Annotated in this window: 19 protein-coding genes; 7 read left to right on the forward strand and 12 right to left on the reverse strand. The window is 71.8% G+C overall.

Features of this window, described 5'->3' with window-relative positions; all coding sequences use genetic code 11:
* Nucleotides 1-18 precede the first annotated feature (18 nt).
* The 4 genes from ACIPTO_RS01460 to ACIPTO_RS01475 form a co-directional block, all read right to left on the reverse strand.
* The gene (locus ACIPTO_RS01460; protein ID WP_401188436.1) at nucleotides 19-933 is read right to left on the reverse strand and encodes a dihydrodipicolinate synthase family protein; all 915 of its coding nucleotides are present in this window, start codon (nucleotides 931-933) and stop codon (nucleotides 19-21) included.
* 102 nt (nucleotides 934-1,035) lie between these two features.
* Nucleotides 1,036-2,481, reverse strand: a complete 1,446-nt coding sequence (locus ACIPTO_RS01465) for an FAD-dependent oxidoreductase (RefSeq protein WP_401188439.1) — start codon at nucleotides 2,479-2,481, stop codon at nucleotides 1,036-1,038.
* Nucleotides 2,474-2,776: a (2Fe-2S)-binding protein gene (locus tag ACIPTO_RS01470; protein WP_401188442.1), complete on the reverse strand. Its 303-nt coding sequence runs from the start codon at nucleotides 2,774-2,776 to the stop codon at nucleotides 2,474-2,476. Before ACIPTO_RS01470 ends, ACIPTO_RS01465 begins: the two co-directional genes overlap by 8 nt.
* Entirely contained in the window at nucleotides 2,773-3,927 is a 1,155-nt protein-coding gene (locus ACIPTO_RS01475; protein WP_401188444.1) for an NAD(P)/FAD-dependent oxidoreductase, read from the reverse strand. Before ACIPTO_RS01475 ends, ACIPTO_RS01470 begins: the two co-directional genes overlap by 4 nt.
* Nucleotides 3,928-4,040: 113 nt before the next feature.
* Between ACIPTO_RS01475 and ACIPTO_RS01480 the strand changes: the two genes are divergently transcribed.
* On the forward strand, nucleotides 4,041-5,453 hold the full coding sequence (locus tag ACIPTO_RS01480; RefSeq protein ID WP_401188447.1) for an aminopeptidase P family protein: 1,413 nt from the start codon (nucleotides 4,041-4,043) through the stop codon (nucleotides 5,451-5,453).
* A gap of 79 nt (nucleotides 5,454-5,532) precedes the next feature.
* Here the strand turns inward: ACIPTO_RS01480 and ACIPTO_RS01485 are convergent, their stop codons facing one another.
* From ACIPTO_RS01485 to ACIPTO_RS01500, 4 genes are all read right to left on the reverse strand, one after another.
* Nucleotides 5,533-6,348 carry an ABC transporter permease gene (locus tag ACIPTO_RS01485; protein WP_366311269.1) on the reverse strand — a complete coding sequence of 272 codons (816 nt, stop codon included), beginning with the start codon at nucleotides 6,346-6,348 and terminating at the stop codon, nucleotides 5,533-5,535.
* 36 nt (nucleotides 6,349-6,384) lie between these two features.
* Nucleotides 6,385-7,248: an ABC transporter permease gene (locus ACIPTO_RS01490; RefSeq protein WP_366311271.1), complete on the reverse strand. Its 864-nt coding sequence runs from the start codon at nucleotides 7,246-7,248 to the stop codon at nucleotides 6,385-6,387.
* 3 nt (nucleotides 7,249-7,251) lie between these two features.
* Nucleotides 7,252-8,445, reverse strand: coding sequence for an ABC transporter substrate-binding protein (locus ACIPTO_RS01495; protein ID WP_401188451.1), 1,194 nt, complete (start codon nucleotides 8,443-8,445; stop codon nucleotides 7,252-7,254).
* Nucleotides 8,446-8,568: 123 nt separating this feature from the next.
* Nucleotides 8,569-9,606 (reverse strand): ABC transporter ATP-binding protein, encoded by a 1,038-nt coding sequence (locus ACIPTO_RS01500; protein WP_401188454.1) that lies wholly within the window; start codon nucleotides 9,604-9,606, stop codon nucleotides 8,569-8,571.
* A gap of 113 nt (nucleotides 9,607-9,719) precedes the next feature.
* Between ACIPTO_RS01500 and ACIPTO_RS01505 the strand changes: the two genes are divergently transcribed.
* Entirely contained in the window at nucleotides 9,720-10,463 is a 744-nt protein-coding gene (locus ACIPTO_RS01505; protein WP_401188457.1) for a FadR/GntR family transcriptional regulator, read from the forward strand.
* A gap of 39 nt (nucleotides 10,464-10,502) precedes the next feature.
* Nucleotides 10,503-11,264: a cache domain-containing protein gene (locus ACIPTO_RS01510; protein WP_401188460.1), complete on the forward strand. Its 762-nt coding sequence runs from the start codon at nucleotides 10,503-10,505 to the stop codon at nucleotides 11,262-11,264.
* Between the two features lie 128 nt (nucleotides 11,265-11,392).
* On the opposite strand, the gene ACIPTO_RS01515 is transcribed toward ACIPTO_RS01510, so the two are convergent.
* Complete coding sequence (locus ACIPTO_RS01515; RefSeq protein WP_401188463.1) at nucleotides 11,393-12,055, reverse strand: hypothetical protein; 663 nt, start codon at nucleotides 12,053-12,055, stop codon at nucleotides 11,393-11,395.
* 225 nt (nucleotides 12,056-12,280) lie between these two features.
* Here ACIPTO_RS01515 and ACIPTO_RS01520 point away from each other — a divergent pair, with 225 nt between their 5' ends.
* Both ACIPTO_RS01520 and ACIPTO_RS01525 read left to right on the forward strand, forming a co-directional pair.
* Complete coding sequence (locus ACIPTO_RS01520; RefSeq protein WP_366311283.1) at nucleotides 12,281-12,937, forward strand: helix-turn-helix transcriptional regulator; 657 nt, start codon at nucleotides 12,281-12,283, stop codon at nucleotides 12,935-12,937.
* Nucleotides 12,938-12,969: 32 nt separating this feature from the next.
* Nucleotides 12,970-13,512 carry a toxin-antitoxin system, toxin component gene (locus ACIPTO_RS01525; RefSeq protein ID WP_366312716.1) on the forward strand — a complete coding sequence of 181 codons (543 nt, stop codon included), beginning with the start codon at nucleotides 12,970-12,972 and terminating at the stop codon, nucleotides 13,510-13,512.
* A 96-nt stretch (nucleotides 13,513-13,608) separates the two neighbouring features.
* Here the strand turns inward: ACIPTO_RS01525 and ACIPTO_RS01530 are convergent, their stop codons facing one another.
* Nucleotides 13,609-14,634, reverse strand: coding sequence for an alpha/beta fold hydrolase (locus ACIPTO_RS01530; RefSeq protein ID WP_366311285.1), 1,026 nt, complete (start codon nucleotides 14,632-14,634; stop codon nucleotides 13,609-13,611).
* 217 nt (nucleotides 14,635-14,851) lie between these two features.
* On the opposite strand from ACIPTO_RS01530, the gene ACIPTO_RS01535 reads away from it, so the two are divergent.
* On the forward strand, nucleotides 14,852-15,076 hold the full coding sequence (locus ACIPTO_RS01535) for a hypothetical protein (RefSeq protein ID WP_328827392.1): 225 nt from the start codon (nucleotides 14,852-14,854) through the stop codon (nucleotides 15,074-15,076).
* A 42-nt stretch (nucleotides 15,077-15,118) separates the two neighbouring features.
* Here the strand turns inward: ACIPTO_RS01535 and ACIPTO_RS01540 are convergent, their stop codons facing one another.
* Nucleotides 15,119-15,799: a 4'-phosphopantetheinyl transferase gene (locus ACIPTO_RS01540; protein WP_401188467.1), complete on the reverse strand. Its 681-nt coding sequence runs from the start codon at nucleotides 15,797-15,799 to the stop codon at nucleotides 15,119-15,121.
* The gene (locus ACIPTO_RS01545) at nucleotides 15,747-16,655 is read right to left on the reverse strand and encodes a metallophosphoesterase (protein WP_366311290.1); all 909 of its coding nucleotides are present in this window, start codon (nucleotides 16,653-16,655) and stop codon (nucleotides 15,747-15,749) included. Before ACIPTO_RS01545 ends, ACIPTO_RS01540 begins: the two co-directional genes overlap by 53 nt.
* Nucleotides 16,656-16,991: 336 nt before the next feature.
* On the opposite strand from ACIPTO_RS01545, the gene ACIPTO_RS01550 reads away from it, so the two are divergent.
* On the forward strand, nucleotides 16,992-18,143 hold the full coding sequence (locus ACIPTO_RS01550) for an ATP-grasp domain-containing protein (protein WP_366311292.1): 1,152 nt from the start codon (nucleotides 16,992-16,994) through the stop codon (nucleotides 18,141-18,143).
* Nucleotides 18,144-18,255 lie beyond the last annotated feature (112 nt).

An 18,255-nucleotide genomic window follows, 5' to 3' on the forward strand; every position in this document is an offset into this window, starting at 1 on the left:
GGACCGTGGTGCCGTTGTCTAGGCGAGCCCCGCCGCGACCGCCTTCTCCGTCGCCGCCCGCACGGTCGCCTCCTGCTCGGGCAGCAGCGGGACGCGCGGCGGACGGACCGGGCCGCCGTGCCGGCCGACGATGTCCATGGACAGCTTGATGGCCTGCACGAACTCGACCTTGGAGTCCCAGCGCAGCAGCGGGTGCAGCTGCTCGTACAGCTTCTTCGCGGTGGCCAGGTCGCCGTCCACGGCCGCGTGGTACAGCTCGACGCTCGCGCCGGGCAGCGCGTTCGGGTAACCGGCCACCCAGCCCTTCGCACCCGCGAGCGCGAGCTCCAGCAGGACGTCGTCTGCGCCGATCAACAGGTCCAGTTCCGGGGCGAGTTCGGCGAGCTGGTAGGCCCGGCGGACATCGCCGGAGAACTCCTTGACGGCCTGGATGTACCCCTCGCCGTGCAGCTTCGCGAGCAGTTCCGGCACCAGGTCGACCTTGGTGTCGATGGGGTTGTTGTACGCCACGATCGGCAGGCCCGCCTTCGCGACCTCCGCATAGTGCGCGAGGACCGAACGCTCGTCGGCCCGGTAGGCGTTGGGCGGCAGCAGCATCACGGAGGCGCAGCCCGCGTCGCGGGCCTGCTCGGCCCAGCGGCGGGACTCGGCGGAACCGTAGGCGGCGACGCCGGGCATCACCCGGGCACCGCCGATCGCGGCGACCGCCGTCTCGACGACCTTGGCGCGCTCCTCCGGGGTGAGCACCTGGTACTCGCCCAGCGAACCGTTCGGGACGACGCCGTCACAGCCGTTCTCGACCAGCCAGGCGCAGTGCTCGGCGAACTTGTCGTGGTCGACGGCGAGTTCGTCGGTGAGCGGGAGCGCGGTGGCGACGAGGACGCCACGCCAGGGGCGGTTCGCGGGGGTGGTGGCGGTGGACGTGGAGGTCATGAGGAGTCCCCTCTCAATGGGGTGTGACATTTTACTGTTGCTCGGACGCTGCGGTCGGGTACCGGGTGCGGTGAGATACCGGGTGCGGTCAATGGTCGGCGGTCAGTCGTCCTCGGTCTCTTCCGCGTCCCGGGTCTCCCCGGCGCGGGCCAGCACCCCCAGCGGCACGGGTCGGGCGAACGGCCGCCGGGACGGTGTGAGCGCGCACCCGGTCAGCCCCGCCACGGCGGGCCCGCACATCCGCCCCTGGCACCAGCCCATCCCGGCCCGGGTCAGCAGTTTCACCGTGCGGACGTCTCCGGCGCCGAGCCCGTCCACGGCCTCGCGGATCGCTCCCGCGGTGACCTCCTCGCAGCGGCAGACGACGGTGTCGTCGGTGACGAGGTCGGTCCAGTGGGCGGGCGGCGCGTACACGGTGTCGAGCGCGGCGGAGAACTCCCGCAGCCTGCCGCGGGACCTGGCGGCGGGCGCCCACGAACTCCGGTCCGGTTCCGCGCCGTTGAGGCGCGCCGCGGCGGAGCGTCCCGCGATGTGGCCCTCGGCGAGGGAGAGGGCGGCGCCGCCGATGCCGGTGGTCTCGCCGGCCGCCCAGACGCCGGGGACGTCGGTGCGCTGCTCGTCGTCGACGTGGACGCCGGTCCCGTCGAGCCGGCAGCCCAGGGTCTCGGCGAGGTCGGTGTGCGGGAGCATGCCGTGGCCGACGGCGAGGGTGTCGCAGGCGATCCGGCGTTCGGTGCCGGGCCTCGCCCGCCCGTCGGCGTCGAGCGCGGCGACGGTCACCGCCTCCAGCCGGTCGTCGCCGTGCGCCTCCACGACCGTGTGCCGGGTGAGCAACGTGACACGGTGGCGCAGGAGCCGGGCCGCGTACTGAGCGCCCTCGGCGATCTTGCCGGGCTGGGCGGCGAGCGCGCGGGTCCGCCGCAGGAACGCCCTGGGGTCGGTGGACTCGACGAGCGCGGCCACCTCGACGCCCGCCGCCGCGAGGCCGGTCGCCACGGGGAGGAGGAGCGGACCGGTGCCCGCGACCACGGCGGTGCGGCCGGAGACGGCGAGGCTGCCCTTGAGCATGGCCTGGGCGCCGCCCGCGGTGAGGACTCCCGGAACGGTCCAGCCGGGGAACGGGAGGACCTTCTCGTAGCCGCCGGTGGCGAGGAGGACGGCGTCCGCGCCCACCTCGGCCGAGGTCTCCTGGGCGGGACCGAGGAGGGCGTGCACGGTGAAGCCGACAGGTCCGGCGGCTCCGGGCGTGCCCTTCAACCCCCGCTCCACGAGCCAGACATGATGGTCCGTCATATGCGTGACGCGGCCTGCCGCCACGTGGTGGGCGAGGGAGTCGGCGAGCCGTTCCCAGGTCCGCCACTGGTGATGCAGGGCCTGGGGACGCCGGGCGTCGAGTTCGGCGGCGGGCCTGCGGTAGAACTGGCCGCCGGCCCGGGGCGCCGAGTCGATCAGGGTGACGCGGACGCCGTGGGCGGCGGCGGCCACCGTGGCGGCGAGTCCCGCCGGGCCCGCGCCGATGACGGCGAGGTGCGGTCGGTCGTCAGTCATCGTGACCCGTTCCCTCCTGCGTGCGGATGGCGTCTCCCGGGTGCACGGGCACCAGGCAGGCCCGTTGGTTGGGGCGGTCGTTGACGGTGACGAGGCAGTCGTAGCAGACGCCGATCCCGCAGAAGACTCCCCGCGGGCGGCCCTCGCCGCGCGTGGTGCGCCAGGAGGTCACGCCTGACGTCCAGAGCGCGGCGGCGACGGTCTGGCCGGGCAGGGCCTCGATGTCACGTCCGTCGAGGGTGACCGTGAAGGCCGGGCCCGGGTGGGCGTCGGCCAGGTGCAGCGGGGAGTTCACGCGGGCTCCTCCTCGGGGAAGCGGTCGGGCCGGAAGGGTGCCGGGTCGAGGTCCGGGGTCGTGCCGGAGAGCAGCTGGGCGATCAAGTGCCCTGTGCCGGTGGCGAGTCCGATGCCGGCGCCCTCATGTCCGCAGGCGTGGACGAGGCCGGGGACGCGGGAGTCGGGGCCGATGGCGGGGAGGTGGTCCGGCATGTAGGGGCGGAAGCCGAGGTAGGAGCGCATCGCGTGGACGCCGGACAGGAAGGGGAACAGCCTGGTCGCGCCCGCCGCGAGGGCCCGGACGACCGGCAGCGAGAACTCCCGGTCGAAGCCCACGCGTTCGCGGCTGGCGCCGATCAGGACCGGTCCGGCGGCGGTGCCCTCCACGACCGGTGAGGTCTGCAGGGCGGCCGAGTCGCTGGCCACGTCGGCCACGTAGTCGGCGGCGTACACCTTGTGGCGGACCAGGCGCGGGAGCGGTTCGGTGACGAGGACGAAGCCGCGGCGCGGGAGGACGGGGAGGGTGACCCCGGCGAGGGCGGCGAGGTCGCCGCCCCAGGTGCCGGCCGCGTTGACGACCGTGGGGGCGAGGAGGTCGCCCCGGTCCGTGCGGACGCCGTCGACCGTGCCGTCCGGCGTGAGGAGTACGTCCGTCACCGTGCGGCCGGTGAGCAGGCGGGCGCCCGAGACGCGGACGAGGTGGGCGGCGGCCAGGGCGGGCATCACCTGGCTGTCCTGGGGGTAGTGCACGCCGCCCGGGAGGCCGGGGGCGAGGTGGGGTTCGAGGTCGTGGAGGGCGTCGCCCCGGACCGGTGCGGCCACGATCCCGGCGGCACGCTGCTGCTCGGCGAAGCGCTCCAGCGCGGCGAGTCCGTCGGGCGTGGAGGCGACGACGAGGCCGCCCTTCGCCTCGTACTCGACGAAGTCCCCGATCTCCTCGGCCAGTTGGGTCCACAGGCGGGCGGAGAGGAGGGCGAGGTCGAGTTCGGGGCCGGGTTCCTTGTCGGAGACGAGGAGGTTGCCCTCGCCGGCCCCGGTCGTGCCGCCGGCGACCGGGCCACGGTCCACGACGATCACGTCGAGGCCGGCCCGGGCCGCGTAGAAGGCGCAGGCCGCGCCCACCATTCCGGCTCCGACGACCACGACGTCGCAGGTCAGTCGCTTGCTCACGGCAGTACTATGTCACATGTCTCTCTAGCTGGGTATGTTCCGAACCGAATGTCACCCACCCGGAACCACCACCCACGGAACCGGAATCACCACACACGGAAGAGGTGCCCGTCGTGGCCAAGGGCCGAAAGAACGGTCTGTACCGAGGAATCTCCGACGAGCTGTCCGCCCTGATGCGCACCGGCTGGGCCGACACCGAGCGCACGGACCTGGAGCCGACCGAGCAGGCACCGCACGCCGCACGCCGTCGTGCCGCGCTGTCCGCGCTCTTCCCGGGCGAGCGGCTGGTCGTGCCCTCCGGAGGCCTCGCGATCCGCTCGAACGACGACCACCACCCGTTCCGCCCGTACTCCGGCTATGTGCACCTGACCGGCGACCAGGCCCGCGACGGCGCCCTCGTCCTGGAGCCCCGCCCCGACGGCGGCCACGACGCGCACTGCTACCAGCTCCCCCGCGACAGCCGGGACAGCGACGAGTTCTGGACGGGCTACACCGCCGAGCTGTGGATGGGCCGCCGCCGCACCCTGGCCGAGTCGGCCCTCCTGCTCGGCCTGCCCTGCCGTGACATCCGCACGCTCGCCGACGACCTCGCGAAGGCCTCCGGGACCCCCACCCGCATCGTGCGCGGGGTCGCCCCGGACCTGGACGCGGCCCTCGACACCGACGAGCAGCGCGACGACGAGTTCGAGACGGCCGTCTCCGGGCTGCGGCTGGTCAAGGACGCGTGGGAGATCGGCGAGATGCGCCGCGCGGTCGACTCCACGGTGCGCGGATTCACCGATGTCGTACGGGAGTTGTCCCAGGCGGTCGCCACCTCGGAGCGCTGGATCGAGGGCACGTTCTACCGCCGGGCGCGCGTCGAGGGCAACCATGTCGGCTACGGCTCGATCTGCGCCGCCGGCGAGCACGCCACGATCATGCACTGGACCGACAACGACGGCCCGGTGCGCCCCGGTGAACTCCTCCTGCTGGACGCGGGGGTCGAGACGCACAGCCTCTACACCGCGGACGTCACCCGCACCCTCCCGATCAACGGCACGTTCACCCCCGTCCAACGCAAGGTCTACGACGCGGTGTTCGAGGCCCAGGAGGCCGGCATGGCGGCGGTGAAGCCGGGCGCGCGGTACCGGGACTTCCACGAGGCGGCCCAACGGTCGCTGGTGGAACGGCTGGTGGAGTGGGGCTTCATCGAGGGACCGGTCGAGCGGGCCTACGAGCTGGCGCTGCAGCGGCGGTTCACGATGGCGGGCACCGGGCACATGCTCGGGCTCGACGTGCACGACTGCGCGCAGGCGCGGAGCGAGGAGTACGTGGACGGGGTCCTGGAACCGGGCATGGTGCTCACCGTCGAGCCGGGCCTGTACTTCCAGCCCGACGACCTGACGGTGCCGGAGGAGTGGCGGGGCATCGGCGTGCGGATCGAGGACGACCTGCTGGTGACCGCCGACGGGTACGAGAACCTGTCGGCGGGGCTGCCGCGCTCGGCCGACGAAGTCGAGGCGTGGATGCGGGAGTTCGCGGGCTGAACGCGTCGGCTGGTCACCCGCCCGAGGAGGGGAGGGTGACCAGTCGTCCGGCGTATTCCCCCGCATGGTCGACGAGGCGTCAGACGCGGCTGGCCGTGGCCGTGTCGGCGGACAGCCGCTGGGCGACGTAGATCGGGAGCACGGAGAGCAGGACGAGCACGGCGGCCACCACGTTGACGACCGGGGCCTGTTGGGGCCGGGTCATGTTGTTGAAGATCCAGATCGGCAGGGTCTCGATGCCGGGCCCGGCGGTGAACGTGGTGACCACGATCTCGTCGAAGGACAGCGCGAACGCGAGCAGTCCGCCCGCGAGGAGCGCCGAGCGCACCAGTGGGAAGGTGACGTCGGCGAAGGCGCGGAAGCTGTCGGCGCCCAGGTCCATCGCGGCTTCCTCGTACGACCCGGAGGTGCGTCGCAGGCGGGCGACGACGTTGTTGAAGACGACGACGATGCAGAAGGTCGCGTGCCCGACGATCACCGTGAACAGGCCGAGGCCCACACCGAGCGGCTCCAGTACCGTGCTGAACGCCGAGTTGAGGGCGATGCCCGTGACGATGCCGGGCAGCGCGATCGGCAGGACGACCACGAAGGAGATGGCGTCGCGGCCGAAGAAGCGGTACCGGGCCACGGCGAAGGCGATCAGCGTGCCGAGCACGAGGGCGATGGCGGTGGCGCCGAGCCCGGCCTTCACGGAGACCCAGAGGGCCGTGCGGGCACCGGAGTTCTGCCAGGCGACCGACCACCAGTGGAAGGTCAGGGTGGACGGCGGCCAGCTCGCGCTGCGGTCCGGGTTGAGGGAGTTGACGAGGACGAGCAGGAGCGGGACGTAGATCACCGCGAAGCCGAACCCGGCGGCCACGCGCAGGGCGATGCGCGCGGAACGGGAGAGTCGCATGACGAGTCACCCCCTTCGGAGGCTGTGGAGGTCTGCCTACAGGCTGCTGAGCGCGCCCGTGCGGCGCATCGCGAGCAGGTACACCACGATGACGACGACGGGGACGGTGCCGAGGGCGGCGGCCATGGGCAGGTCGAGTTCGATGTTGGAGTAGACGAGGTTGCCGATGAGCTGGGTCTTGCCGCCGACGATCTGGACGGTGATGTAGTCGCCGAGGCTGAGCGAGAAGGTGAAGACGGATCCGGCGGCGACGGACGGCAGCACCATCGGCAGCACCACCGACCGGAGGGTCCGCCCGGCCCGCGCGCCCAGGTCGGCCGACGCGTCGAGGAGGTTGGCGGGCAGCTGTTCCAGCGCGGTGTGGATCGGCAGGACCATGTAGGGCAGCCAGAGATAGGTGAGGGTGAGGACGGTGGCGGGCAGTCCGAACCCGGGGCCGCTCAGCCCGAACGGCTTCAACACCCAGTCGGCCAGGCCGCCTTGGGACAGGATGAGCCGCCACGCGTACACCTTGACGAGGTAACTGGCCCACAGCGGGGTGAGGATGGCGACCACCAGCAGCGGGCGCCACCGCGCCTTCGCGACGCGCGCCGTGTAGAAGGCGAGCGGGAACGCGATCACCGCGCACAGGACCGTGACGCCGAGCGCGACGCCGATGCTGCGCAGGATGACCTGGCGGTAGACGGGCACCGTGAACAGCTCGTGGAAGTTGTCGGTCGACCAGACCTTCACCACCTGGGAGGTGAAGGAGTCCGTCGTCCAGAACGCGGAGACGAACAGCACGCCGAGCGAGCCGAGATAGAGCACGGCGAGCCACAGCAGCGGCGCGGTGAGCAGCAGGGAGAGCCGCAGCCGGGGGCGCCGGTACAGCGCCCCCGCGGTCCGGGTCGGCAGGGACATGAATCAGCCCTTGATCTCGGTCCAGGCCTGGACCCACTTCGCGTACGGCACGCACCTGACGTCGGTGCGTCCGTCGAGGCACTGCTCGATGGGCGTGTTCCAGAAGGCGATGTTCTTCCAGTACGCGGTGTCGGCGGCGTGGTAGGTGGTGCAGAAGTTCTTGTCGCTGGTCTCGGCACAGGCCTTGGCGTTGGCGGGGGCCTCGCCGAAGTACTCGGCGACCTGGGCGTTGACCTTCGGGGAGACGATCCAGTTGAGCCACTGGTAGGCGCAGTTGGGGTGCTTGGCCTTGGCGGAGATCATCCAGGTGTCGGACCAGCCGGTCGAACCCTCCTTGGGGACGAAGGCCTTGACCTTGGCACCCTCGGCGGCGGTGAGGTTGGCGATGACCTGCCAGGTGGTGCCGACGACGGAGTCACCGCTCTTGAAGGCGGAGATCTCCTTGAGGTAGTCGCCCCAGTACTCACCGATGTCCGCGTTCTGCTTCTTGAGCAGCGCGACGGCGGCGTCGAACTGCTTCTGGTCGAGCGCGTAGGGGTCCTTGATCTTCAACCCGGGCTGGGTGGCCTTGAGATAGAGGGCCGCGTCGGCGATGTAGATCGGTGAGTCGTAGGCGGTGACATGGCCCTTGTACTGCGAGGCGTCGTCGAAGACCGCGGCCCAGGAGGTGGGGGCCGGGGAGACCTTCTGGGTGTTGTACATCAGGAGGTTGGCGCCGCGGCCGTGCGGGATGCCGTAGGCCTTGCCCTTGACCGAGTTCCAGGCCTGGAGCTTCAGATCGGGGAAGACGTCCTTGTAGTTGGGGACCAGGTCCGTGTTGACGGGCGCCGCGTCGCCGGACGCGATGAGGCGCAGGGAGGCGTCACCGGAGGCGGAGACGGCGTCGTACTCCCCGGTCTTCATCAGTTTGACCATCTCGTCGGAGCTGGCGGCGACCTTGGAGTTGACCTTGCAGCCGGTCTGCTTCTCAAAGCCGGCGACCCAGTTCACCTTGGGGTCGTTGGAGCCGTCCTCGACGTAGCCGGCCCAGGCGATCAGGTTGACCTCGCCCTCGCTCTTGCCGAGCTTCGACTGGGCTTTCAGATCAGGGGGGTTGAGGCCGCCGCCGGAGGAGCCGCTGTCGGAGGAGCCGCAGGCGGTGGCGGCGAGCAGGACGGCGGCGCAGGCCGTGACCTGGAGGGTTCGGGTGAGACGCACGGCGTTCTCCATGGGTGGAGGAGATGGGTGAGGAGACGGGAGAAGAGCTGGAAGAAGAGCGGGGTGAGGAGCGGGGTCGGGCGCTGGGTGCGGGGGTGGGCGCTGGGTGCGGGAGCGGGCGGGTCAGCGGGGGTCGGGCACGTGCACCGTGTGGCGTCGGTGCCATTGCAGTCGCACCCGGCTGCCGCGGTAGGCGGCGACGTCCTCGGCGGAGGTCTCCAGGTTCTGCTGGAGCGCGGTGAGCCGGCCGCCGGCGTCGAGATCGACGAGGAAGCGGGTGGAGTCCCCGAGGTAGACGACTTCGGCGACGGTGCCGGCGGCGCTCTCGTGGTCCGGGGTGCCGGGTTCGGCGGCGTCCTTGAGGACGCGGATCTTCTCGGGCCGGATGCTGTAGGTGCCCGGGGTGCCGACGATCCGCTGGGCGGACTCGCCTGCCAGCAGGTTGGAGGTGCCGACGAAGGAGGCGACGAAGGGGGTCGCCGGGCGTTCGTAGACCTCGGCGGGGGTGCCGACCTGTTCGATGCGGCCCTCGTTGAAGACGGCGACGCGGTCGCTCATCGTGAGAGCCTCCTCCTGGTCGTGGGTGACGAAGACGAAGGTGATGCCCACCTCCCGCTGGAGCGACTTGAGTTCGACCTGCATCTGCTCGCGGAGCTTGAGGTCGAGGGCGCCGAGCGGTTCGTCGAGGAGGAGGACGCCGGGGCGGCCGACGAGGGCTCGGGCGAGGGCGACGCGTTGCCGCTGGCCGCCGGAGAGCTGGGCGGGGCGGCGCCTGCCGTAGCCGTCGAGTCGTACCTCCGCGAGGGCTTTTCGGGCACGGGTGAGGCGTTCCGGCTTGGGGACCTTGCGGACCTTGAGGCCGTAGGCGACGTTCTCCTCGACTGTCATGTGCGGGAAGAGGGCGTAGTCCTGGAAGACGGTGTGGACGTCGCGCTCGAAGGGGGCGAGGCCGGTGACGTCCTGGCCGGCGAGTTCGATGGTGCCGCCGGTCGGGCTCTCGAAGCCGGCGATCATGCGGAGCACGGTCGTCTTGCCCGAGCCGGACGGGCCGAGCATCGAGAAGAACTCGCCGTCCGCGATCTCCAGGTCGACCCCCGCCACCGCGGTGGTCTCGCCGAACGATTTCCGCAGATCCCGCAGCCGGATCGCAATCCCCTCCATGGGCGGGAACCTTTCTGGTGCTCCGTAACGTTGCACGGAAACATATGAAGTCATAGTTCAAATCTCAAGGCCCCCTTAGGGTAAAGCTTGAGTCAACGTGCAAGGTGGTGGCCGTGAACCAGGAGCAGCACATCAACGGCGGCGCCCGAAAAGCCGTCTTCGCCCCGGTCGACAACAGGGCGCGGGTCGACGCCGTCGTCAGCCGGCTCGGGGACGCCATCGAACTGGGACTGCTCGCCGACGGCGAGCAGCTGCCGGGCGAGAGCGAGCTCGCCGGGCAGCTCGGGGTGTCCACGGTGACCCTGCGGGAGGCGCTGATGGCGCTGCGCCAGCAGGGTCTGGTCACCACCCGGCGGGGGCGCGGCGGCGGCAGCTTCGTGTCGCTGCCCGAAGTCCCGGGCGAGGAGCGGCTGATGGTCCGGCTGCGCGGCTGGAGCACCGAGGAGCTGCGCGACCTCGGCGACCACTGGGCGGCCCTGTCCGGCACCGCGGCCCGGCTCGCCGCGGAGCGCACCGAGGCCGAGGATCTGTTCCAACTCCGGCGTACGGCCGATGAGTTGACACAGGCCGAGGACGCGGCGGCGCGCGGCCGGGTGTACGGCCGCTTCCATGTCGAGCTGGCCGCCGCCGCGCAGTCGGCCCGCCTCACCCGGGAACAGGTCGCGTTGCAGACCGAGGTCGGCGCGCTGCTGTGTCTCGTGCTCGGGAGCGACGAATATCGTGAAGAAGCCGCAGACCGTCACCGCTCCGTAATCTCGGCCGTGCAAGATGGGGCCCACGATTCGGCCAGGGAGTTGGCCGAGCGGTGCGTGCAGGAATCGACGGCCCGGCTCATCGCCCGGCGGCTCGCCCTGTAGCCGCCACCGCGTCCGCTCCCCGTCTGCTGGAGGGCACGCATGAGCCTCGCGACGGCAACACCGGCCACGGCACCCGAACAGTCCGTCGCGGCCGGGGTCCGCTCGGCTCTGGAGTCCGTGTTCGACGCCGTGGCCGCGACCCGCGCCGACACGACGGCGCTGCTCGCCAAGGTGGCCGCACAGGGCCGCCGCCCGGCGACCGCGGACCTCGCCGCGCTCCGCCCGGGCCTCCATCTCCGGCTCACCCGGCACGAGTTGGTGTCCGGCGTCGGTTTCGTCGCCGCGCCGGGGCTGCTGGCCGACGTACCGGCATGGCTGGAGTGGTGGCAGACCACCTCGGACGGTGGCATACGGCCGCTGCTGCCCGACCTCGATCCCGAGCACTCGGCGTACGCGGACTACACGCACTGGGACTGGTTCGCGCTGCCCCGCGACACCGGCGAGCGGGCGGTCGCGGGACCGTACGTCGACTACCTCTGCTCGGAGGAGTACAGCCTCACCCTGTCCGCGCCGGTCCTGACCGAGGGCCGCTTCACCGGGGTGGCCGCGGCGGACGTCTATCTACGGCACTTCGAGGCGGCCGTGATGCCGATGCTGCACCGGCTGCCGGGTCCGGCCCGACTGGTCAACGCCCGTGGGCGGGTGGCCGCTTCGACCGATCCCCGGCATCTGGTGGGTTCGCTGAGCAAGGGCCCGGACTTCGCCGAGGCGCTCGCTGCGGGCCGGGCGGGGTTCGCGCGCGGGGCGCGGCTGGTGCCGTGCGACGGGGTGCCGTTGGTGCTGGTCGTCGCGGAGGGGTGACGGAACTCGGCACGGCAGGAGGACAGTTGGAGCAGCGGTGGAACTCAAGGGCGTGGAGTGGGAGTTGGAGCAGTGGCGGAACTCGGCCGCACGGGCGCCCTGTTGGGACGGCCATGCGGAGCCGGCGCTCACTCGGACGCCGTGACCACCCTCAGGTGACCGGCGCCGCGACCCGCCCTGCGGACACTCGCCGGAGGTGTGCGGCGGGCCTCGCGCAGGACCAGTGTCAGGCGCGTGTAGCCCATGTTCTCAAGGGTCTTGGGGGTCTCGCAGACGACACGGCACTCGGTGGCACCCCAGCGCGGGTCGGGGTGGAGCAGCGGTCGGACCGCGCCGTCGTGCTCCACGGCCTCCTCGCCGACCGCGCGGATCCAGTGCGGCAGGCCCTGCCGGTAGGCCGCCTCCATGAGGGGGTCCTGGGCGATGTCACGGCGGATCGCCTGGAGGCCGTGGTCGTGTCCGTGGCTCTCCAGGGCGGCGGCGAAGTGGGCCAGCATCGGCAGGCACCAACTCGCCTCGTGCGCACCGAGAACACTGCTCGCGTCGGGGTGGAAGAGCACGAAACGAAGGAAGTTGTCACCGGGCATCGCTGTGGGATGCGGGCCGACCGCCCGGAAAAGTGACTTGAAGGCGCCGTTGGTCGACACCACGTCCCAACGGTGGTCCACGACGACGGACGGGAAAGGGACGGCCTCCAACAGCGTGGCGTAGTCCAGGAGATACGCCTGGGCCTCGGGACTCTCGGGGGCGGGTCGCGGCGCGGACCGCTGCCCACCTGCCTGATACGCCATCGGGAGGTCACCCCTCTTGCCTATGCGGCCTTCTCGCGGCGCCTTGATCCTGCTGCCCCGACGCGAGTCGTGTCAACTATCGTGGCATTTCATGCTGGTTGACGGCTGAAATTGGCCACAGTTGTGGCGAGACCTGGATGCGAGTTCGAACGAACCGCTACTCTCCGGGATGTTCACGGCCCCCGTTTGTGAGAAGCCTGTGGAATACGTATAGGAGATCTGTCGGTGTCGGATGGCTTCGAGGTACCGGGCACGACGGCGACCGCTCTGCTGCCCGGCGTCGTCGACCGCGTCACCGCGCTCGCCGAACGGCTCGACGTCCCCCGGTCCGAGGTCTTCCACATCGGCCGGATCTCCGTCGCCTGCGGTGTCCCGGAGTCCGTGGTCAGAGCCCTGCTGAGCGGGCGTCCCGCGGGCGAACCCGACGTGCAGGCCCGGTTCCTGCAGCGTCTCGGGCTGCTGCGCCGCACCAGACTCAAGCCCAACGGGCGCAGGTACACCCAGCAGGAGATCGCCGACGGCGCGGGCATGTCCCGGCAGCAGGCGGGCGCGCTCATCAACGGCGACCGGCGTCCCACCATGGAGCACTGCGACGCGCTCCAGCGCTTCTTCCGGGTGCACGCCGGGTTCCTCACGGCCGAGGACCCCGAAGCCCTCGCGGGTGCCCTCCAGCGCACCGAGCAGGAGCTGCTGCAGAAGCTCGCCGACCGCGAACGCGCGGCGGCCGAGGCGGCGGAGGACCCGCTGGAGCGGCTGCTCCAGGATCACGGAGTGCGCGGAATCGCCTGGCGGGCCGCGCAGTTGCCCACCGACCAGCACCGCGACAAGGTCGCCGAGTGGCTGGACATGCTTTTGGAGAGCGTGAAGCGGCCCGAGTCGTGACCCGCGGGAGAACTGTCGGCATCGGCAGGCAGATGCGCCGCCTGTGCGCCGAGCTGGTCGCGGAGCTGAGCCTCGGCGCGCCCGCCCGCCCGCACGACCTGTACACCGCGCTGTGCGACGCGATGAGCCGTCGCCGGGGCCGCCCGGTGCAGTTCCGCACGGCCGCCTTCCCGGCCTGCACGGCGAGCGGGCTGTGGCTCGACCTGGCGGACCAGGATCTCGTCGTGATCGAGGAACGCACCGCGCCCGACCACCAGTTGGTGATCCTGGGCCATGAGCTGTGGCACATGACGGCCGGTCACTGCGGCCCGCACGTGGAGGGTGTCCGGGTGGCCTCCCGGCTGCTCGGCGCGACCGTCGACGAGGCGGCGCTGCGCGCGACCGTCCTCACGGTGGCCGCCCGCAGCCGGTTCGAGCTGGCCGAGGAGCGGGAGGCCGAGAGCTTCGGCCTGCTGCTCGCCAGCAAGTGCCGTACGTGGCTGGCCGGTTCGTCCCTGCGGGAGCCCTCCCGGCATGACCATCTGGCGGGGCGGATCGAGGCGTCGCTCGGGTATCCGGGGCCGCGCGGACAGTAGCTGACGGCTCGTCGGCGCACCGACCCCGACGCCGTGACGCCCGGTCCTGCGCACCGGCCCGCCGTCGGACCGGTCGGCCGCAGGACCGGTCCGCCGTCAGGTGGCGCTGCGCTCGCTCGCCTCCCGCAGGTCCCGTTCCCTCGCTTCGCCCTCGGCCGTGACACCCGGGCGTCCCTCGCGCAGCAGGTCGCGCCAGTGCTCGCGGCTCCAGTGGGCAGGGCTGGTGGTGGCGGTGAACTCCCGTACCAGGCCGAGGAATCGGGCCGGGTCGGCGTGGAACGGGAAGTGGCCCGCGCCCTCGAAGATCTCCAGCCGGCTGCCGGGCATGGCCGCGTGGGCGCCGTGCGCGTGCCGTACCGGCACCACGCTGTCCCGGTCGCCCCACAGCAGCATGGTCGGCATGCCCTCGGTGAGGTAGCAGCGGTCGAGCATCGTCACCACCTGGCCCCGCCAGTCGACGACCGCGCGCAGGGTGCGGATGAACGCGTTGCGGGCGGTCTCGTCGGGCAACGCGTCGACGAGGGTGAGGAGTTCGGGGGCGTCCCGGCCGAGGTCGGTGTCGAGGAGCTTCAGCAGGCCGACGGTGAGGCCGACGTGGAGCCGCATGCCGGGCAGTCGCAGCGCGGACAGGGCGAGATGGGCGCCCGGGAGCGTGACGAGCCGCAGCACCGGGTTGACCTCGCGGCCCACGCCGCCCGCGCTGACGAGGACGAGGCGTTCGGTGCGCTCGGGGAACTGGTAGGCGAACTGCATGGCCACTCCCCCGCCCAGCGAGTGTCCGAGCAGGGTCGCGGACTCGATGCCGAGGGTGGTGAGCAGATCGCGGACGCCGTTGGCGTAGGCGGCGACCGAGTAGTCGGCGCGCGGTTTGTCGGAGGCGCCGTGGCCGAGGAGGTCGGGGGCGATGACCGTGTGGGTGCGGGCGAGGTCGGGGATCAGGTCGGTCCAGGTCGCCGACGAGTCGCCGATGCCGTGGATGAGGACCAGGACGGGGCCCTTGCCGGCCATGCGGAAGGCGCGGCGGTATCCGTGCACGACGCGGTAGCGCAGGGCGAGTTCCGCGGCGCCCACCGAGCGCAGTCGTGCGGCGCGCGCCGGGCGCCGTACCGGGACGTCCTCCACGCACTCGCCTCCTGTCGATCCGCCCGCACGCGGGCGCCGAAAGCCCTTCCCTCCAGCGTAGGGCCGCTGTTCCACCGGGGGTTTCGGGGACGTTTCGCCTCCGCTAAGCGGGCGAACCGGCGCCCGCCGGAACCGGATTGTCAGTGGCACCCGGCAAGCTGGAGTCGTGCCACCGCTCTGCGGAGGCACGCGATGCCGACCAGGGGAGAGCCGTCCTATGCAGACCGCAGTGATGACCGACCGCGAACGCGCCGCCGTCCAGGCGTATCTCCGGCTGCTGCACACGGTCCGAGCAGCCTTCGACGCGCCTCCCGGCGCACGCCCGGTGCTGGTGCCGCCCTCGGTGCTGGCCGAGGCGGACCAGGCCCTGACGGACGCGGGCCTCGCGGGCAACGAGGAGGGGTTCTTCCGGCTGCTGGAGAGCTGGTGTCCGGAGGGGTGAGCCGAGGGGCGGTGCGTCAGGGGCGGGGAGCGGCCGGGCCGTTCACCGGTGCGGGACCGTGATCGCCGTGGCGACGAGTCCGCGGCCGACGATCCAGCGGCCCTCGAAGACGTCGAGCCGTACGCCGTCGACGACCGGGCCGGGGACCAGGAGGCGGGCGCGCAGACCGCCGCGTGCTTCCTCGCCCGGATCGGTGAGGACCTCGATGTCGGCCTCGGAGAAGTCGAGCCACTTGCCCGTGAGGGGGAACCACGCCTTGTAGACGGACTCCTTGGCGCTGAACAGGAGCCGGTCCCAGTGCACGCCCGGCCGCCGCGCCGTCAGGCGTGCCAGGCGCTCCTGTTCGGCGGGCAGGGAGACGGTCGGGAGGATGCCGTCCGGGAGCGCGGCGTGGGGTTCGGCGTCGATGCCGAGGGAGGCGAGGTCGCCGGCGCGGGCCAGTGCGGCGGCGCGGTAGCCGTCGCAGTGGGTCATGCTGCCGATGATCCCGGCGGGCCAGGTCGGTGCGCCGTGCGCGCCGGGCAGGATCGGCTGCGGGGGCACGCCGAGCTTCTCCATGGCACGCCGGGCACAGGCGCGTACGGTCGCGAACTCGTGGCGGCGCTTGGGCACCGCGCGCGCCACACGGGCCTCTTCCTCGGGGTACAGCGGGGCGTCGCGGAACTCTTCGTCACCGTGTGTCTCCACGGTCACCACGGAGTCCGGAAGCAGTTCCTCGATCACCGGTTCCGACCTCCATCGGCAGGATGCGGCGCAGTCGGCCCGGGGGTCCGGGGCGTTTCTGCCACTCGCGGGGGTATCCCACGGACACCTCCTCGAAGCGGACCCCCTCGTGATGGGTGGTCCGCGGGATGTGGAGGTGGCCGTAGACCATGGTGTCCACGCGGAATCTGCGGTGCCAGTCGGCGGTGAGGGTGGTGCCGCACCACATGGCGAACTCGGGGTACCAGAGGACCTCGGTGGGGTGCCGGTCCAGCGGGTAGTGGTTGATCAGGACCGTGGGGAGGGTGTCGGGGATCTCGCTGAGCCGGCGTTCGGTCTCGGCGACCCGGGCTCGGCACCAGGCCTCGCGGCTGGGGTAGGGATCGGGGTGCAGCAGGAACTCGTCGTTGCAGACGATGCCGGTGCCGTGCGCGTACGTCAGTCCCTCGTCCTTGGTGGCGCAGCCCGCCGGGAGGAACGAGTAGTCGTAGAGCAGGAAGAGCGGGGCCACGACGACCGGGCCGCCCGCGCCCTCCCAGACGGGGTAGGGGTCCTCGGGGGTGACGACCCCCAACTCCCGGCACAGGGCGACGAGATGGTCGTAGCGGGCGACGCCGCGCAGGGTGACGGGGTCCTTGGGGTGGGTCCACAGTTCGTGGTTGCCGGGGGCCCAGAGGACCTTGCGGAAGCGGCCGGCGAGGAGTTCGAGGACCCAGCGGATGTCGGCCACGGTCTCGGCGATGTCACCGGCCACGATGAGCCAGTCGTCGTCCGTGACGGGCCGCATGTTCTCGACCAGGGCGCGGTTCTCGGCGTACCCGATGTGCAGGTCGCTGATGGCCAGCAGCTGTCCGGCACCGCCGGCCGTCGACTCCACCCTCGCCCCTTCCACGCGCACGATGCAGCCTAAGAGATCACATCGGGCCGTTCCGCGACAAGACGGCAGGCGGCACGAGGTGCCGTCCGCACGGCGGGCGAGCGGGAACGGGCAAGGTCGGGCGCTGCCGCGACGGGAGTTCATGTGCCGGCTGGGCACCATCGGGAAATCCGTAACACGGGCGTTGCACGCGGCACCCTTCGCAAGCCGTATGATCGCCCCAACACCACCGCCACGAACGCCTCTTCGCCGAGGGCGGTTTGGTGTACCTCCCAACACCCTGGCCGGGCACGGCCCTGCTCCGCCGTGCCCGCGAACCCGAAAGGACGGCCCTGCATGGTCTCTCGCGTACGCGTCTGGCTCAACCGCACGTACGCGGAGAACGTGTTCTTCATGGATCAGCTGCGGAGAAATCCCAGCGATCGGGCCGTCGAGATCCATGCCACGCACGGCGACGCGGACTCCCCCGTGCTGGCCGCCGCCGACACCGCCGACCTGGAGCCCGAGGGCCTCTCCCCGGCCGCGTACGTCGAGTTCGCGCTCGACCAGTGCGCCCGTCGCGGTATCGACGTGTTCGTGCCCCGGCTGCACCAGTCGGAGATCGTGGCGCACCGCGCGGACTTCGAGGCGGTGGGCACGGCCCTGCTCGCGCCGACCCCCGAGGCCGTCGCCGTCTTCCACGACAAGGTGATCGCGTACGAGGCCGTCCAGGCGATCGGCGTGCCCGTACCGCCGTGGTGGCGCGTCCGTACCGCCCCTGAACTCGTCGCCGCCGTCGAGGAGTTGGAGGCCGCCGGCCACAAGGCGTGCTTCAAGCCGGCGTCCGGCGCGGGCGGGGTGGGCTTCCGGGTGATCACGCGCGCCCCCTTCTCGCTCATGCACCTCAACGGCTTCCCGAGCCCCTACGTCCCGCTCGACACGGTCGTCGGGGCGCTGGAGCAGGCCGACGAGCAGGTCGACTGGCTGGTCATGCCGCGGCTGGAGGAGCCGGAGGTGTCGGTGGACTGTCTGACCGGCCCCGACAACCTGGTCCGGCTCGCGGTGGGCCGCACGAAGAACGGCCGCCGTCGCGGTTTCACCCTGCACGAGCAGTGGCTGGAGCCGGCCCGCCGGATCGCGGAGGGCTTCGGACTGCACTACCTGTCCAACATCCAGTTCCGCATGCTCGGCGACCAGCCGGTGCTGATGGACGTCAACACCCGCCCGGCCGGCGGTCTGCACCAGCTGTCGCTGTGCGGGGTCAACGCCCCTTGGGCGGCTGTGCAGTTGGCGCTCGGTGAGGACCCGGGCACGATGGAGCCGCCGTTCCTGGGCGCCGACTACGCGGTCGTCTCGGGCCCGCGTCAGCTGCGTCCGGTGTCGCTCCCGCACCAGCGTGCGGAGGAGTCGGAGCCGCTGCTCCCGGCGGCGCCCGCACCGGTGCGGAGCGAGGTGGAGCCGGCGACGGAGACCTCGGAGGCGGGCAGCCGGGCCGCCGCCCGCGCCTGACTTCTGCCCCTCCCCGCACCTTCACACCGGTATGGACCAATCATGGCGTCGCATCTTGACACCGTGATTGGTCCATACCAACTTGGTTGCGCACCCTCCTGTCCTCCCGAAC

Origin of the sequence: Streptomyces sp. NPDC090083 (assembly GCF_044747445.1) — a bacterium.
Classification (GTDB): domain Bacteria; phylum Actinomycetota; class Actinomycetes; order Streptomycetales; family Streptomycetaceae; genus Streptomyces.